The 17,100-nt window shown below is 66.3% G+C and carries 12 protein-coding genes; 7 read left to right on the forward strand and 5 right to left on the reverse strand.

All coding sequences use genetic code 11. The features are described 5' to 3' along the window. The first annotated feature begins 653 nt into the window (after positions 1-653). The 6 genes from PW843_25490 (at position 654) to PW843_25515 (ending at position 11,511) form a co-directional block, all read left to right on the forward strand. Positions 654-4,850 carry a hypothetical protein gene (locus PW843_25490; GenBank protein ID MDE1149919.1) on the forward strand — a complete coding sequence of 1,399 codons (4,197 nt, stop codon included), beginning with the start codon at positions 654-656 and terminating at the stop codon, positions 4,848-4,850. Between the two features lie 111 nt (positions 4,851-4,961). Then, entirely contained in the window at positions 4,962-6,458 is a 1,497-nt protein-coding gene (locus PW843_25495) for a TolC family protein (GenBank protein ID MDE1149920.1), read from the forward strand. A gap of 117 nt (positions 6,459-6,575) precedes the next feature. Beyond that, on the forward strand, positions 6,576-7,343 hold the full coding sequence (locus tag PW843_25500; GenBank protein MDE1149921.1) for an efflux RND transporter periplasmic adaptor subunit: 768 nt from the start codon (positions 6,576-6,578) through the stop codon (positions 7,341-7,343). Positions 7,344-7,354: 11 nt separating this feature from the next. Then, complete coding sequence (locus PW843_25505) at positions 7,355-8,758, forward strand: HlyD family efflux transporter periplasmic adaptor subunit (GenBank protein MDE1149922.1); 1,404 nt, start codon at positions 7,355-7,357, stop codon at positions 8,756-8,758. Between the two features lie 1,478 nt (positions 8,759-10,236). Then, the gene (locus tag PW843_25510; protein ID MDE1149923.1) at positions 10,237-10,917 is read left to right on the forward strand and encodes an HlyD family secretion protein; all 681 of its coding nucleotides are present in this window, start codon (positions 10,237-10,239) and stop codon (positions 10,915-10,917) included. 216 nt (positions 10,918-11,133) lie between these two features. Next, positions 11,134-11,511 (forward strand): hypothetical protein, encoded by a 378-nt coding sequence (locus tag PW843_25515; protein ID MDE1149924.1) that lies wholly within the window; start codon positions 11,134-11,136, stop codon positions 11,509-11,511. Positions 11,512-11,560: 49 nt separating this feature from the next. On the opposite strand, the gene PW843_25520 is transcribed toward PW843_25515, so the two are convergent. Together PW843_25520 and PW843_25525 are read right to left on the reverse strand one after the other, a co-directional pair. Next, positions 11,561-12,199 (reverse strand): nucleotidyl transferase AbiEii/AbiGii toxin family protein, encoded by a 639-nt coding sequence (locus PW843_25520; GenBank protein MDE1149925.1) that lies wholly within the window; start codon positions 12,197-12,199, stop codon positions 11,561-11,563. Continuing rightward, a complete protein-coding gene (locus PW843_25525; protein MDE1149926.1) occupies positions 12,105-12,611 on the reverse strand; it encodes a hypothetical protein in 507 nt (168 codons plus the stop codon). Before PW843_25525 ends, PW843_25520 begins: the two co-directional genes overlap by 95 nt. Before the next feature lie 132 nt (positions 12,612-12,743). On the opposite strand from PW843_25525, the gene PW843_25530 reads away from it, so the two are divergent. Next, the gene (locus tag PW843_25530) at positions 12,744-13,322 is read left to right on the forward strand and encodes a hypothetical protein (GenBank protein ID MDE1149927.1); all 579 of its coding nucleotides are present in this window, start codon (positions 12,744-12,746) and stop codon (positions 13,320-13,322) included. 653 nt (positions 13,323-13,975) lie between these two features. Here the strand turns inward: PW843_25530 and PW843_25535 are convergent. From PW843_25535 to PW843_25545, 3 genes are all read right to left on the reverse strand, one after another. After that, the gene (locus PW843_25535; GenBank protein MDE1149928.1) at positions 13,976-14,797 is read right to left on the reverse strand and encodes an IS5 family transposase; all 822 of its coding nucleotides are present in this window, start codon (positions 14,795-14,797) and stop codon (positions 13,976-13,978) included. 591 nt (positions 14,798-15,388) lie between these two features. Beyond that, positions 15,389-16,195 carry a quinoprotein dehydrogenase-associated SoxYZ-like carrier gene (locus PW843_25540; GenBank protein MDE1149929.1) on the reverse strand — a complete coding sequence of 269 codons (807 nt, stop codon included), beginning with the start codon at positions 16,193-16,195 and terminating at the stop codon, positions 15,389-15,391. Next, a complete protein-coding gene (locus PW843_25545) occupies positions 16,192-17,055 on the reverse strand; it encodes a quinoprotein relay system zinc metallohydrolase 2 (protein ID MDE1149930.1) in 864 nt (287 codons plus the stop codon). Before PW843_25545 ends, PW843_25540 begins: the two co-directional genes overlap by 4 nt. Positions 17,056-17,100: the final 45 nt, after the last annotated feature.

The raw sequence follows: 17,100 nt of genomic DNA on the forward strand, positions 1-17,100 counted from the left end.
TCGGTCAACGACGGCATCGCCGCCAGCACCGCCGTCACCAGCACGGTCACCCTGACCGCCGTCAACGATGCGCCGGTCCTGAGCGTGGCCGGCGCCCAGACCTTCACCGACACACTGACGCACGGCGTGGCGGTCAGCGTGGCCGACGCCGACGCGGGCACCGGCGTTGAGACGGTGACGCTGGCCGCCGGCAAGGGCAATCTGGCCGTCACCGCCTCCGGCGATGCCAGCGTCAGCGGCAACAACAGCGGCAGCATCACCATCACCGGTACCCTGGCCGATGTGAACGCCACCCTGGCCAGCCTGACCTATGCCACCACGGCCACGGCCAGCGACAGCGACACCATCACGGTCGCCGTGAACGATGGCGGCAACACCGGCACCGGCGGCGCCCTGACGGATGCCAAGACCATCGCCATCACCCTGACCGGCAACGCCGCCCCCACCGTCACCGTGGCCGGCGCCCAGAGCATCGCCGACACCAACGCCCATGCCCTGAGCGGCGTGGGCGCGACCGACAGCCTGGCGGGCAGTACGGTCACCGCCACCGTGTCCGACCTGCAGGGCAATCTGGGCTTCACCGCCGCAGGCGAGGCCAGCTAATCAGCGGCAACGGCACGGGCAGCGTCACCATCACCGGCAGCCTGGCCGACGTGAACGCCACCCTGGCCACCCTGGCCTACACCACCACGGCGACAGCCACCGGCACCGACACGATCACCGTGACGGTCAACGACGGCGGCACCAGCCTGATCGGCGGGTCCAAATCCGCCAGCCAGACCATCGCCGTCACCCTGACCGGCAACGACGTCCCCAGCCTGGCGGTCGCCGGCGGCCAGAGTTATGTCGACCAGGCCAGTCATGCCATCGGCGGTGTGGCCATCACCGACACCCTGTCGGGCAGCACGGTCACCGCCACCGTGTCCGACCTGCACGGCAACCTGGGCTTCACCGCCGCGGGTGCGGCCACTGTCAGCGGCAGCGGCACGGGCACCGTCACCATCACCGGCAGCCTGGCCGACGTGAACGCCACCCTGGCCAGCCTGACCTACGCCACCACGCTGACCGCCGCCGGCAGCGACACCATCACCGTGGCCGTCAACGACGGCGGCACCGCCCGCATCGGCGGCGCACAGACCACCAGCGGCACCATCGCCATCGCCATCGCCAGCAACGACACCCCCGTCGTGACGGTGGCCGGCACCCAGAGTTATGTCGACACCGCCACCCACGCCATCGGCGGCGTCAGTGTGGCCGACGCCTACGGCGGCACCATCACCGCCACCGTGTCCGACCTGCACGGCAATCTGGGCTTCACCGCCTCAGGCTCCGCCACCGTCAGCGGCAGCGGCACGGGCACCGTCACCATCAGCGGCAGCCTGGCCGATGTGAACGCCACCCTGGCCACCCTGACCTACGCCACCACCGCCACCACCACGGGCACCGACACCATCACCGTCAGCGTGAACGACGGCGGCGGCAGCCTGATCGGCGGAGCGAAAACCGCCAGCCAGGCCATCACCGTCACCCTCACCGGCAACGACACCCCCGTCCTGACCGTCGCCGGCGCCCAGAGCTATGTCGATACCAACGCCCACGCCATCAGCGGCGTCAGCCTCAGCGACGGCCTGACCGGCAGCACCGTCACCGCCAGCCTGATCGCCAACACCGGCAACATCACCGTCACCGCCGCCGGGGCCGCCTTCGTCGGCGGCAACAACAGCGGCGTGATCATCATCAGCGGCAGCCTGGCCGACGTGAACGCCACCCTGGCCAGCCTGACCTATGCCAGCACCGCCACCACCACCGGTACCGACACCATCATCGTGGCGGTCAGCGACGGCGGCAATACCCGCATCGGCGGGGCGAAGAGCGCCAGCCAAACCATCACCGTCAGCGTCACCGGCAACGACACCCCCGTCCTGACCGTTGCCGGCGCCCAGAGTTATGTCGATGCCAACGCCCACGCCATCAGCGGCGTCAGCATCAGCGACAGCCTGACCGGCGGCACCGTCACCGCCACCGTCAGTGCCGGCGCCGGCAATGTCGCCGCATCCGCCGCCGGCGGGGCCACGATCACCGGCGGCGGCACCGGCACCATGGTGATCAGCGGCAGCCTGGCGGATGTGAACGCCACCCTGGCCAGCCTCACCTACGCCACCACAGCCACCACATCCGGCAGCGACACCATCACCATCACCGCCAACGATGGCGGCACCACCCGCGTCGGGGGCGCCAAGAGCACGACGCAGACCGTCTCCGTCACCCTGACTGGCAATGACACCCCGGTCCTGACCGTCGCCGGCACCCAGAGCTATAACGACACCACCGCCCACGCCATCAGCGGCGTCAGCATCGCCGACAGCCTGACCGGCGGCACCGTCACCGCCACGGTCAGTGCTGGCACCGGCAACGTCGCCGTCTCCGCCGCCGGCATCGCCGCCGTCAGCGGCAGCGGCACGGGCACGCTGATCATCACCGGCAGCCTGGCGGATGTGAACGCCACCCTGGCCAGCCTCACCTACGCCACCACAGCCACCACATCCGGCAGCGACACCATCACCATCACCGCCAACGATGGCGGCACCACCCGCATCGGCGGCGCCAAGAGCACGACGCAGACCGTCGCCGTCACCCTGACCGGCAACGACACCCCCGTCCTGACCGTCGCCGGCGCCCAGAGCTACGTCGATACCAACACCCACGCCATCAGCGGCGTCAGCGTCAGCGACAGCCTGACCGGCGGTACCGTGACCGCCACCGTCAGTGCCGGTGCGGGCAACGTCGCCGTCTCCGCCGCCGGCATCGCCACCGTCAGCGGCAGCGGCACGGGTACGCTGACCATCAGCGGCAACCTGGCGGATGTGAACGCCACCCTGGCCAGCCTGACCTATGCCACCACCGCGACCGCCACCGGCAGCGACACCATCACCATCGCCGCCAATGACGGCGGCACCAGCCGCATCGGCGGCGCCAAATCGACGACGCAAACCGTCGCCGTCACCCTGACCGGCAACGATACCCCCGTCCTGACCGTCGCCGCGTCGCAGAGCTACAACGACACCAACACCCACGCCATCAGCGGCGTCAGCATCAGCGACGGCCTGACCGGCAGCACCGTCACCGCCACCGTCAGTGCCGGTGCGGGCAACGTCGCCGTCTCCGCCGCCGGCATCGCCACCGTCAGCGGCAGCGGTACCGGCACGCTGACCATCACCGGCAGCCTGGCGGACGTGAACGCCACCCTGGCCAGCCTCACCTACGCCACCACCGCGACCGCCACCGGCAGCGACACCATCACCATCGCCGCCAATGACGGCGGCACCAGCCGCATCGGCGGCGCCAAATCCACGACACAGACCATCGCCATCGCCCTGACCGGCAACGACACCCCCGTCCTGACCCTGCCCGCCGGCAAGAATTTGAGCGCCACCGGCAGCCAGGCCATCAGCGGCATCACCGTCAGCGATACCCTGACCGGCGGCACGGTGACGGTCACCGTCCGGGACGGCTTCGGCGGGGCGCTGACGGTCTCGACCTCAGGCACGACCACCGCCACCGGCAACGGCACGGGCACCGTCACCATCACCGGCGGCGTCGCCGATGTGAACGCGACGCTGGCCAGCCTGGCCCTGACCCCGGCCACCACCGGCAACGACATCATCACCGTCACCATCACCGACAACGGCACGGCCCGCGTCGGCGGCGCCAAGACCGCGACCGGCACCCTAGGCGTCACCATCAACCCGGTGGTGATCCCCATGTTCGCCACCAACAACACGCCGATCACCACGACGCCCACCACCACCACGGTGATCACCACCACCACCGAAACGATGATCATCACGCCGACGGTGGCGGCCACCGGCAGTGGCAGCACCATGACGATGACCGACCCGGTCGGCAGCGGCCTCGCCGGCGTGCGGGGCACGCCCACCGCCGGCCTGCAGGGCAACACCGTCATCGCCACCAGCACGTCCCCGTCCTCCACCGGCGGCAATTCCACCGGCGGCCCATCCACCGCCAACACGCCCGACCTCAGCCCGGTCACCTCCACCAACGCCCCGGCCACGCCCACGCTGACCACCAGCCTGGCCCTGGCCGGGTCCAGCACCGGTAACGTGCTGGTCAGTGGCAATGCCGGCATCGTGGCGGTGGCCTCCCTGAACGGCGGCAACACCACCCTGGCCCAGGCGACGGAGGTCAGCACCCAGTCGGTCAGCGCCGGGCAGCTGATGACCTTCCAGCTGCCGCAGAACACCTTCGTCAGCGGCGACCCGCAGGTGTCGCTGCAGGCGCGCCAGGCGAATGGCGAGCCGCTGCCGGCGTGGCTGAAGTTTGATCCCGCCACCGGCACCTTCAGCGGCCAGCCGCCGGCGGGCAGCACCGGCACCATCGCCGTGACGGTGACCGCCCGCGACAGCAAGGGCAACGTGGCCCAGGCGAAGTTCAACATGAACGTCGGCCAGCAGGGCACCGGCGGCGGCGGCGGCGGCACGCCGGGTGGCAACCGCGCGCCGCAACAGCACGCGGCCAATGATCCGGCCCTGGCCCTGCCGGCCGACCTGCACCCGGTTGAACTGGCGGCCTACCGTCCGGCGCCGGACCTAGACCTGGCCGGCGCCAACCATGCCGGCCCGGCAGATCGCATCCCCGCCGGCAAGCCATCCCTGACGGCGCAGCTGCATGCCGCCGCCGGCGGTTTCGGCGCCGGCACCTTCGGTATTCCCACCCACCACGGCATCCTGGACGACAGCCTCAACCTGCTGGCCAGCCTGCTGGACGTGTTCGGCGGCGGCGACGCCGTCCCTGCCGCCCATCCCATCCCGACCAACACCACGACCGCCTGAGGCTTCATGACGTCAATGCCTTATTCCGCGCCGGCCCGGCGCTCCCGTCTGCGTACCTTGGCCGGCCCTGCCGCCGCTTGCGCTCTGGTGGCCTTGTTGGCGGGCTGCTCGGTGACCCCCCGCCCCCTGACCACGGATGAGCACAAGACCCGCGCCGATGAGGCGCTGAAGATGGTGCGCGACCGCATCGACCCGATATCGGCGCCGGTGACCCTGGATGAAGCCATCGCCCGCGCGGTCAAGTACAACCTGGACCACCGGCTGGCGCTGATGGACCAGGCCATCGCCAACCGCCAGCTGGACGTGTCGCGCTGGGACCTGCTGCCCAAGCTGGTGGTGGATGGCGGCCTGGCGGGACGCAGCAACGAGCTGGCCTCGTCCTCCTACTCCGTGCTGACCGGCAAGCAGTCGCTGGAACCCTCCATCTCGTCCGACCGGCGCAGCGGCACCGCCGACCTGCAGCTGAGCTGGAGCGTCCTGGACTTCGGCGTCAGTTATTACCAGGCACGGCAGAACGGCGACCGGGCCTTGGCCACGGCGGAAAAGCGCCGCTCGGCCGTCAACGCCATCGTGCAGCAGGTGCGCGCCGCCTATTGGCAGGCGGTGGCGGCGGAGCGGATCGGCAGCCGCATCGACCCCGTGCTGGCCGACGCCCGCGCCGCCCTGGTCGACGCCCGCGAGGTGGAACGCCAGCGCCTGAAGCCGCCGCTGGAAGCCCTGCGGTATGAAAAGTCGACCATCGAGGTCATCCGCCAGCTGGAAAACCTGCAAGCCGACCTGGCCCTGGCCAAGACGCAGCTGGCGGCCCTGATGGGCCTGCCCCCGGGCCAGACCTATCAGCTGGCGCTGCCGGAAAACCCCACCGCCCTGCCGGAACTGAAGACCCCGGTGGCGGAGTTGGAGCGGACGGCCCTGATCAACCGGCCGGAACTGCGCGAGCAGGCCTACAACCGCCGCATCGCGACGGATGAGGTGCACAAGGCCTTCCTGAAGCTGTTCCCCAACCTGACCATCTCCGGCGGGCTGGATTACGACAGCAATTCCTTCCTGGTGAACCAGCGCTGGGCCGAGGGCGGCCTGCGCATGTCGTGGGGCCTGTTGAACCTGCTGTCGGGCGACGACTTCATGGGCCTGGCGGAAACGCAGCGCGACCAGACGGAAGTGCGCAACCTGGCCCTGTCCATGGCCGTTCTGACCCAGGTGAACGTGGCCTGGCAGCAGCTGGGCCGGGCGCGGACGCAATACCTGGAGGCGACGGAACTGGATGGCATCGAGGGCCGTATCTACGACCAGGTGCTGGTGCAGCAGCAGAACAACACCGAAAGCAAGGTGGAGCGCGTGCGCGCCGCCGGCGCCCGCATCGTGGCGGAACTGAGCAAGGCCCGTGCCTACGCCGACATGCAGAACGCGCTGGCGTCGCTGTACGTTTCCGTCGGCATCGACCCCCTGCCCCAGGCGGTGCCCGACTATTCGCTGAAGACGCTGATCACGACGGTGTCGGCGGTGAACCACCAGATCGACGCCGGCATGTTCGGGGCCGCAGAATCGGCCGACGCCCCGCCGCCGGTGCTGGATGACCCCGGCAAAGGCCTGACCACCTCACCCTAAGACGCACTTTTAAGGTTATTTGTCGGGTTAACACCGTCCCGTAAGTAGAAATAAGGGGGAGACCGCCCGGTCTCCCCCTTTCCTGTCGCCCCTTCCTGCCGCCTGGTTCCACAAATCGTGAGCGTCGCCTTGTCCCCCATCCGGTTCCGCCTGATCACCGCCTGCGTCACAGTCCTGCTGGGCATCGCCCTTTTCGATGGGGTCGCCGGGGCGGCCGACACGGCGCCCGAAATCCGGGCGCAGCTGGTGCCCAAGCGCAGCACCATACTGTCGGCCGAAGTGGCGGCGCAGATATCGGAACTGCCCCTGCGTGAGGGCGACAGCTTCGCCGAGGGGCAGAGGCTGGTGGCCTTCGATTGCGGCGTGCAGCGTGCCCGCCTGGCCCATGCGGCGGCGCAGGAAACGGCGACGCGCAAGGCCTATGAGGTCAAGAGCAAGCTGAACGCCCTGAATTCCATCGGCGCGCTGGAGCTGGAGACGGCGGCGGCGGAACATGCGGTGGCCGAGGCCGATTTGCAGATGGCCAAGGTGATCACCTCCCACTGCGTCATCAGCGCCCCCTTCGCCGGCCGCATGGGCCCGATGGAGGTAAAACGCTATCAATCGGTGGCGGAAGGGCAGAAACTGATGGAGATCCTGGATCCGTCGGAGTTGGAGGCCGAAATGCTGGTGCCTTCGTCCTGGCTGAAATGGCTGAAGCCTGGGTACGCCTTGGAAATCGGCATCGAGGAGACGGGCCGGAAGTATCCGGCCAAGGTGTCGCGCCTGTCGCCGCGCATCGACCCGGTGTCGCAATCCATCCGCGTGTTCGCCGTCATCGACGGCAAGTTTCCGGACCTGCTGCCGGGCATGAGCGGCCGCGCCCTGCTGTCCGCACCGAACTGAGGGGTTGCGCCATGACCGTCACCCCCATCCACCAGTCCGGCCCGGGGCAGCCGGGGCCAGCCCAGCCCGACGCCGCCGAGCTGGCCGGCCGGCAGCTGTTCGGCCTGACCACCCTGTTGCAGCTGCAGAAGCGCGCCCGCCATGTGCGCAGCGAGCAGGAACTGGGCTTCCTGATGGTCAACGACACCTTCGGCCTGGTGCGCTATCGCCAGGCACTGGCCTGGCGCCGGGCGGAGCGGGGCGAGGGTGCGGTGCTGGCCGTGTCCGGCCTGTCATCGGCCGACGCCGACAGCCCCTATGCCCGTTATGCCTGCCGCCTGCTGTCGGCCCATGGCGACCCGACGGCGATCACGGCGTTGAGCAGCGCCGGCCTGCCGGCGGACCTGGCGGCCGAGTGGCCCGACTATCTGCCCGCCCACGGCCTGTGGCTGCCGCTGACGGCGCCGGATGAGCGCCGGCTGGGCGGCCTGCTGCTGGCGCGGGAGGAGCCGTGGACCGACGCCGACCGTGTGCTGCTGGAAAACCTGGGCGACGCCTACGCCCATGCCTGGGGGGCGCTGGCCAAGCAGCAGCGCCGCTGGCACCGCGACGCCGCCCGGCTGAAGTCCCTGCGCACCCTGGGGTACGCGGCCGCGGCACTGGTGGCCCTGTCGCTGTTCCCCATCCGCCTGTCGGCCCTGGCCCCGGCCGAGGTCATTCCCCAGGCGCCCACGGTGGTCCGCGCCCCCTTCGACGGCGTGGTCGACAAGTTCCTGGTGACACCCAACCAGCCGGTGGTGGAGGACCAGCCGCTGTTCCAGCTGGACCCCGTGCGCCTGCAGAACCGGCTGGACGTCGCCAACGCGGCGCTGGAGGCGGCGGATGCGGAATACCGCCAGACGGCGCAGCAGGCGGTGTTCGATGAGAAGGCCAAGGCGCAGCTGGTCGTCCTGCAAGGCAAGCGCGACCAGGCGGCGGCCGAGGTCACCTATGTCCAGGATTTGATGAAACGCGTCGTGGTGCGGGCACCGCGCGCCGGCCTGGCGGTATTCGCCGACGTCAACGACTGGATCGGCAAGCCCGTCACCCAGGGCGAACGCGTGCTGACCGTGGCCGAGCCCAAGGACGTGGAACTGGAGATCAAGCTGCCGGTGGCCGACGCCATCGCCATGGACGTGGGCGACCCCGTGTCGCTGTTCCTGAACATCGATCCACAGCATCCGCTGGACGCCACCATCCGCCTGGCCGCCTATCAGCCCGAGGTGGGCACGGACGGCGTCGCCGCATACCGCCTGAAGGCCAAGTTCGACGGGGCCCAGGCCCCCGTGCGCATCGGCCTGCAAGGCACGGCCAAGATCTACGGCCAGCGCACCACCCTGTTCTACTACCTGTTCCGGCGGCCCTTGGCGGCCCTGCGCCAACGCCTGGGCGTCTGAGGCCATGACCACCACCGAGATCATGGGCTTCAGCGCCGGCGGCACCGAACCGCCGGCGGTAACGCGGCTAGCCCCGTTGCGGGAGGAATTGACCCTGCTGCCCGGCCCGGCGCTGGCCGATGGCTCACCCAGCTGGACGCTGCACGACCAGGCGGCGGGCCGCTTCTACCGCCTGGGCTGGCTGGAGTTCGAGGTGCTGCGCCGCTGGCACCTGGGCATCGCGGAGGAGATCGCGGCCGATGTCGCCGCCACCACCACCCTGCGCGTCACCCTGGACGATGTGCTGTCGGTGTCCCTGTTCCTGATCGCGCACAACCTGGTGCGGCGCCAGGGACCGGGCGCCCTGGCCAGCCTGATGCGACAGACGGAGATGGCCAAGCCCGGCCTCTGGCAATGGCTGCTGAAGAACTATCTGTTCTTCCGCGTGCCGCTGGTGAAGCCCGACCGTTTCCTGACCCGGGCCTTGCCCTACGTCTCGTGGATATTCACCCGCGGTTTCCTGGTGGCCACCCTGGCCGCCGCCCTGGTCGGCATCTACCTGGTGACGCGGCAGTGGGACCAGTTCCGCACCACCTTCGTCAGTTTCCTGTCGCCCTCGGGCCTGATCACCGGCGCCATCGGCCTGGCCGTCGCCAAGGTCATCCATGAGTTCGGGCACGCCCTGACAGCCAAGCGTTACGGCTGCCGGGTGCAGACCATGGGCATCGCCTTCATGGTCATGTACCCGCTGCTGTACACCGACGTCAGCGACGCCTGGCGCCTGCCCAACCGGCGCCAGCGCCTGGCCATCGGTGTCGCCGGCATGGGAGCGGAGCTGACCCTGGCGGCCTACGCCACCCTGGCCTGGTCCTTCCTGCCGGAGGGGCCGGTGAAGGCCGCCGCCTTCCTGCTGGCCACCACCAGCTGGATCATGACCGTGCTGGTCAACACCAGCCCCTTCATGCGCTTCGACGGCTATTTCCTGCTGTCCGATCTGCTGGACGTGCCCAACCTGCACGACCGCGCCTTCGCGCTGGGCCGCTGGTGGCTGCGCGAGCGGCTGTTCCACCTGGGCGAACCGGTGCCGGAGGACATGCCCCGGAAGCGGCGCACCCTGCTGATCGCGCTGGCCTTCGCCACCTGGATCTATCGCTTCACCCTGTTCATCGGCATCGCCGCCCTGGTCTATCACCTGTTCTTCAAGGTGCTGGGCATCCTTCTGTTCATGGTGGAGGTGTGGTGGTTCATCCTGCGCCCCCCCATGCGTGAGGTGATGGAATGGGTACGGCGCCGCGGATCCATGACCTGGAACCGCCGTTCCGCCGCCACCGCCGCCTTCGCCGCCTTCCTGCTGCTGCTGGCCTGGCATCCCCTGGCGCAGCACGGTGACCGCCCCCGCCATCCTGCGCGCGGCACAGGAGACGGAACTGTTCCTGGAAGAGCCCGGGCAGTTGGAGGCGGTGCTGGTGAAGGCCGGCCAGCCCGTGACCGCCGGCCAGGTGCTGTTCCGCCTGTCATCCCCAGACCTGGATTACAAACTGGCCAGCCAGCGCATCAAGATCGACACCCTGAAGTGGGAAAGCACCTATCGCGGCACGGTGGTCGATCCCCGGCGCCAGCGCCAGGCGGCGCAGGAGCTGGAGACGGCGACGGCCGAGTTGCGCGGGCTGGAAGCGGAGAAATCCCGCCTCACCATCACCGCGCCCTACGCCGGCGTGATGGCCGAGGTGGCGGAGCCGCTGTCGCCCGGCGAATGGCTGCCGGCCCGCGAACGGCTGGGCCTGTTGCTGGACCCGGCGCACCCGATGATCGAGGCCTATGTGCGCGAGGCCGACCTGCACCGGGTGGCGGTGGGCGATGAGGGCCGCTTCCGTCCCGACCAGAGCGTGACCGGCGCCATGGACGGCCGCATCCAGGACATCGACGACACCAGCACCCGGGTGCTGACCCGCCGCTATCTGGCCAGCCCCTTCGGCGGCGACATCGCCGCGCGCGAGGATAGCCAGCACCAGATGGTGCCGGAGGAATCGCTGTACCGCGTGCTGGTCACCCCGGCCAAGGACGCCGCCCCCGCCAGCCTGCAGCGTGGCCGCGTCACCCTGGAGGGTGCCCGCGAAAGCCTGGTGGGCAGCCTGTGGCGACGCCTGGTGTCCATCTTGCTGCGCGAGGGCGGGTTCTAATCTGGTTGAAGTCCCCTCAAGTGCCGGGCGGGCGCATCCGCGCCCTAGGCTTATCCTCAGTTTTCAGTCCGCTTCGCTCCCCAAAAACTTCCGGCGGCCGCAGTCGCGGCCTACATGAGCTGACGCTCATGCCACGGGCCTAATACCTTTCGGGCATGGAGGGCGGGCCGCCCCTGCGCTAAGCTCTCGGGAATAAAAGAAGATCGGGAGGAGAGCATGGCTCGCATCGTTTTCGCGGCATTTGCCGCCGTCGGCCTGGCGGCCGCCCCCCTTGCCGAGGCACACGCGGCCCCCAAGGCGGCGGAGCATCATCCGCGCTACGACTACCCCACCGCCGTGCGCGCCGACTATGTCATCGGCTGCCTGGCGTCCAACGGCTTCAAGCATGAACTACTGGGCAAGTGCGCCTGCGGCATCGACACCATCGCCGACATGATGCCCTACGACGATTATGAGAAGGCAGACACCATCCTGCGCATGCAGCAGGGCGGCCTGGGCGACCGCGGCGCCGTCTTCCGCGACACGCCGCTGGCCAAGGACGAAGTGGAAAAACTCCGCCGCGCCCAGGCGGAAGTGAACTTGCGTTGTGTTTGAGGGGGGTCAGGCCGGGAGTAATTCCGTCCGTAGGAATCTCAACACCTCATCAATGGCGCCGGCCGTGGCATATTTCTGCCCCGTGGGCGTCGTGTTGCACGTCACTGTTTGCCTGAGCCTCATAAACCGACCGCAGAAGATCAATGCGATCAATCAGCCGTGGAGCACGGTCCGCCACCTCGGGCAGGACCGCTTTCAATTGCTGGGGATGATGATCGATCACCGCCGCCAAATCGAACACGTCGCGTATTTTAAAATTGGACGGACGGTGGAACATTTTCTTGACCGCGATTTCCCACGGCGTCTCAAGGGGAACCGCGCGCCCCTCGAATGACCAATCCATCACGGCATCATCTGTGCGGCGGCCGGCGGCGATGAAGTCGATTTCCCCTTCGGCGAACACCAGCTTCAAATAGTTGCCGGGATATTCGTGAGGCCGTCCCCCCAACATCGCTTTCGTCACCGGGTTGCGGTGCGGCGTAAGGGCACGGATGACATCGCTGGACCCGACAAAAACATCAATGTCGAAGCTGATCCGGTGACCATAATGGACGGCCAGCGCTGTGCCGCCCCCGAAGCTCCAGGTGGTGCCGTCAGGAAGGGTGTCGATCAGCGACAGGGTTCGACGCAGCAGAACGTCCCAGGCTGAGGGCCGCCATTTCGGTGACCCAGGCGGCGTTGGCGGCATCAGTCAGTCTCCAGGTGCGAAGGGCACGGTACAGGTCTTCGAAGCTGAGGGCGCCGCTCAGCACCAGATCATGCAGGGTGCCCATGGAAACCTCATCAAAGAAGGCCTCGACATGAGGGCGCCACGCCGCGATCGATTCCGGCGACAGCAACAGGGCCAGAAGGCCAGGGCCGTCCAGCGCGACCGGACGGGGGGCATTGATGGTGGACAAGGCCAGCGCCAGCGCCGGCCCGGCAGTGCCCAGGTGCTTGTATTGGGTCCGCCAACGGGCTGCCACGCTCTTCAAAGCATCAGATACGGCGGCGGGGGCCTGTACCTCCACCCGCGCCAAGCCACGGGGGCCGAGGCTGGATTGCCGGTAACGGCGAACCCGTTGGGCCGCGGTGACATCGCGTTTGGGGTTGATGGCCATTCGTGAGCTTGCTCCTTGAACCCCATCATATCGTAACCGGATTACGGCCGCTATACACCTCGCTCACCCTTGCGCATCCCCCCCCTCCGCGCGACAATCCCAAAGGTTGAAAGCATTAGGGGAGGGGACACGATGCTTTATCCGGACGCGCTGGCGCCCATCGTGGCCTTCCTGCGCGGCATCGGGTTCACGGTGGAATTCGGGCCGGGTGCCGCCGGCGGGTTCCTGCCGGGCGTGAACATCCAGGGCGGCGCCATCCACATCGATCCCGACACCCTGGTCAGCCCAGGCGATCTGCTGCACGAGGCCGGGCACATGGCCATCCTACCCCGGCGCCTGCACGCCCGCCTGGGCCGCGACCTGGAGGCCGACACCATCGCCGCCGTGGCGGCGGAGGCGGGTCCGGGCATGCCGGCCGATCCTGTCCTGGCCGCCCCGCTGCAGCAGGGGGAGTTCATGGCCCAGGCCTGGTCGTACGCCGCGGCGTTGCACCTGGACGTACCGCCGGAATGCGTGTTCTTCCCCGGGTCCTACCACATCGACGCCTATGAGGGCACCCACCCCATGCAGGTCTGGCTGGAGGCCGGGACCCACCACGGCCTGGGCGCCTTGGCCAAGGTGGGCATGACCGGCTATGCCGGCATCTTCGCCCTGATGCACGACAACGGCCTGGCCCCCTTTCCGCACATGAACCGCTGGATCCAGATGTAAAGAGTGAAATTAATAAACAACTTATGCAAAACTTTGTTCTATTTTAGGAGAAAAAAGATAGGATTTCATCTAATATTGGAACACCAGACGGCAATTTTTCTACGATTTCATTTATTCCTTTGTAACCATGGCCAACACACACATTATTAATAATGCCTGATATGTTATCATCATGCTGATATAATTCTATCACAACCCTCGATATGAGATCAGAAATTAATAGACATAAAGACAAGGATGCAGCCTTGTATAAGGACGTTGCTCTTATTATTGAAGTTTTTTCGTCAGAGATCCCTATAAATAAACCGTGAGTTTCATGAGTCCAGTGCGAGAATTTAGAAAAGAATCCATACAATCTGCCAGCGGTTGGATATATTCTCGTTAACAACGATATATTAGATGATGCTTTAATTGATCTTACCTGATCTTCATCGTCTTTATCAAAGGCGGCAATAGACCATGCTAGCATCTCAAGTGCCGTTCTAAGAACAGGAATTGTTTCTAGAAAGAGGCCCATATTTGCGAGAATTCGCGCTGAATTTATCATATCAGGAACTTTATAGAGTGTTATTTCCGCACCAAAGGCACCAAATGATTCTCCTTTTTCTCCATGAAATTTCCTTAGAGTCCGGCCCGGAATCGGATAGGTAGTTTTATGTCCTTGCCAATCTCCTGGTGAGGAGCTTGACGCTGGCAGTGAAGATCCAAGCCGTTGCGGTGTCGGTTCCCCGTTCGAAGTCCTTGGCGAGGCGGCGATTCCGGCCCAACCAGGCGAAGGTCCGTTCCACCACCCAGCGCTTGGGCAGGACGACGAAGCCCTGGGCGGTGTCGGATCGCTTGATGATCTCCAGGGTCCAATTACCCATGGTGGCCAGGGCGGTCTCCAACTTGTCGCCCGCGTAGCCGCCATCGGCGAAGACATGCCGCAGCCACGGGAACGCGGCGCGGATCGAAGCCAGTACCGAAGGAGCGCCATCGCGGTCCTGGATATCGGCGCCATGAACAACCGCACCAACCAGTAACCCATTGGTATCCGTGATGATATGGCGTTTGCGGCCTTTCACCTTCTTGCCTGCGTCATACCCACGCACGCCACCGGCCTCCGTGGTCTTGGCCGATTGGCTGTCGATCACCCCGGCGCTGGGGCTGGCCTCGCGGCCCATCCTTTCCCGCGCACGCATCAGCAGCAGATGGTTCACCCGCTTCCACGTCCCGTCGTTCCGCCAAGTGTAGAAGTAACGCTGTACCGTTGTCCGCGGCGGAAAGCTGTCCGGCAGCATCCGCCACGCGCATCCGCCCTCCAGCACGTAGAAAATCGCCTCCACCACCGACCGTAGCTCCACCTCACGCGGACGGCCCCGCCGGTACGCGACAGGAAGCGCCGGGCACAGGACGTCCCATTCTTCGTTCGTCAGATCGCTTGCATACTTCAGATGATCCCGCCGATACTGACGACGGGTGGTATCAGTCCACATAATCTTGGGATCCATTCTCGTCTTCGCAAACAGAACGAATCACAAGTGACTGATATCACTCCACTTATTTATGGGCCAGGCTCTTAGATTTAATCTAATTTCGTGCATAATTCCTTGTATTATATGAGATATTTGACCTGAAAAAGGTATTTTGTAATCCTCATAGGAATTTTCTCCAACATATTTCTTTCTCGTATAGTCTACAGAATTTAAAGACATTTCATATGAAATAAGAGCTGAAATAACTCGCCTTTTAAGTTCTGACGGCGAGTCGTCAGTCATCCCAATTAACAGAGGACTCCCAGGGCGCCCCAATAAGAAATCAAATTCTCGCGTATTTCTCAATCCAAAATCATCATTTAACACGACGCGCACATGATCTGGCACAGAATTATTAACAATATATACCAAATCTTTACTCCGAAAAGGATCAGACAATTCTATCTCCATAATATTCATATGTGGTCTTTTGGAATCCACAACCCCTTACCCAGTAGGTAAAATATTTATCGGAAACGACCTCTTCAACCTTTAAGCACGAGCCTTTGATGGCTTCATCAAAATCGTCTTCCCGCCCAAACCTCCCACTTTTTAACCCCTGTCATCACCCTGGAAAGAATGGCTAAAGGTGGCGTCGGTGCTGTCGCGCACCGTCACCGCCAGGGCCGCCGTGCCTTGGGGGCGGTAACTGAAGGTGATGGCGGGGTCCTCGCTGAGGGAGATGTCGGCATCCAGGGTGAACACCAGGGCTCCGCCGCTTTTGACCGTGACGTCGCGGATGTAGCGCGCCGGCGTGTACATCCGCGTCACCTGGTCCATCTGCATGCCGTTGTAATTGGGGTGGCTGATCAGCAGCTGGGCGGTGACCACGCCGGCGGGCAGGCCGTCCGCCGGCGGCACCGTCCTCAGCCGCATCTGGCCCAGCCGTTCCATGGCCAGCTGGGCATCCTTGGTGGCCGGGGCGGAACAGCCGCCAGCCGCCTTGACGTAGCGTTCGGTCACGTACCAGTGGCCGTCCGCCGTCTCCACCACGGCGTGCAGGTTGGTGTAGGCATCCACCCGGATGCGGGTCTTCACCTGGCGCGGCACGGCGGCGGGACCGAAATGAAAGGTGCCGACCAGGGGCGACGGGTTGTTGTCCACCACCAGGTACAGTGCCTTGACCGCCAAGCCCGCGTCCAGGGTCAGGGTTACCGGCACCAGGGCCGCGTCCAGGGCCCTGTCCGGCGCCTCCAGTGCGATCTGCCCCTTGGCCGCCGGTGCCAGGTCGTGCCCCGCGAACAGGGCCTGGCGCAGATCCTGCCAGCGGGCGGCGGCTTCGGCGTCCGTTTCGGCGAAGGCCGGCTGGAGCACCAAGCCCAGCATAAGCGTTGCAAGGGCGAATAGGCGCGGCGTCATGGCGGATCCTCCCACTCCAGTTGCTTGAAGGCCGTCGTGGCGTTGCGGCCGTTATAGGCGTCGAACAGTTGCCAGCGGGCCTTTTCGGATTGCCCGGCCGTGGCCGCCGCCTGGTCGATGTCGCCCCCCTTGGCCAGGATGGTCCGCACATCGTGGGCCAGGGTGGTGAGATAACGTTCCTCATCCTCCGCCCCCGCCGGCCAGGGCACCTCGATGGGCCCGTGGCCGGGGACGGCGCGGGTGGCCGGCACGGCCTTCAATTGCCCAAGAACCTTCAGCCAGCCGCTCAGGCTGCCGTCCAGGGCCGGAGTGCGGCCCACGAACAGCAGGTCGCCGGTCCACAGCGTATGGGTCTGTTCGTCCATGACGGTCAGGTCGCTGTCGGTGTGGGCGGCACCATAGGCCGTCAGGTGCAACGTCTGGCCGCCCAGGTCGATATCGGCCGTGTCCGCGACGGCCTGCGTGGGCGGCAGCGCGTCACCCACCGCCGCGATATCCACGCTCAGGATGCGCGCCAAACCCTGGCGATAATAGGCGCCACGTTCCCCCCAGGCGGCGGCGAAACGGGCATGGGCGATGACCACCGGATGGTCCTGCGCGAAAGCCACGGCGCCCAGCACATGGTCGGGATGGTCGTGGGTATAGATGAGGTAGCGGATGGGCCGGTCGGTCACGGCCCGCACCTGGATGCGCAACCTTTCGCCGTCGCCCGCACTGCCCCCGGGATCGATCACCGCCACGGCGTCGCGGCCGACGATGAACCCGACATTGGCGATGGCGTCGCCGTTGGCGGACGTGGCATCCGCCACGGCGCCCTGGCGAACGTAGACGCCGGGCGCCACCTGAGCGGGAGCGGGCACATCGACCGCCCAAACGGCAGGCAACGGGCACCAGGCCACGACCGC

The sequence above is a fragment of the Azospirillaceae bacterium genome (assembly GCA_028283825.1).
Classification (GTDB): Bacteria; Pseudomonadota; Alphaproteobacteria; order Azospirillales; family Azospirillaceae; genus Nitrospirillum.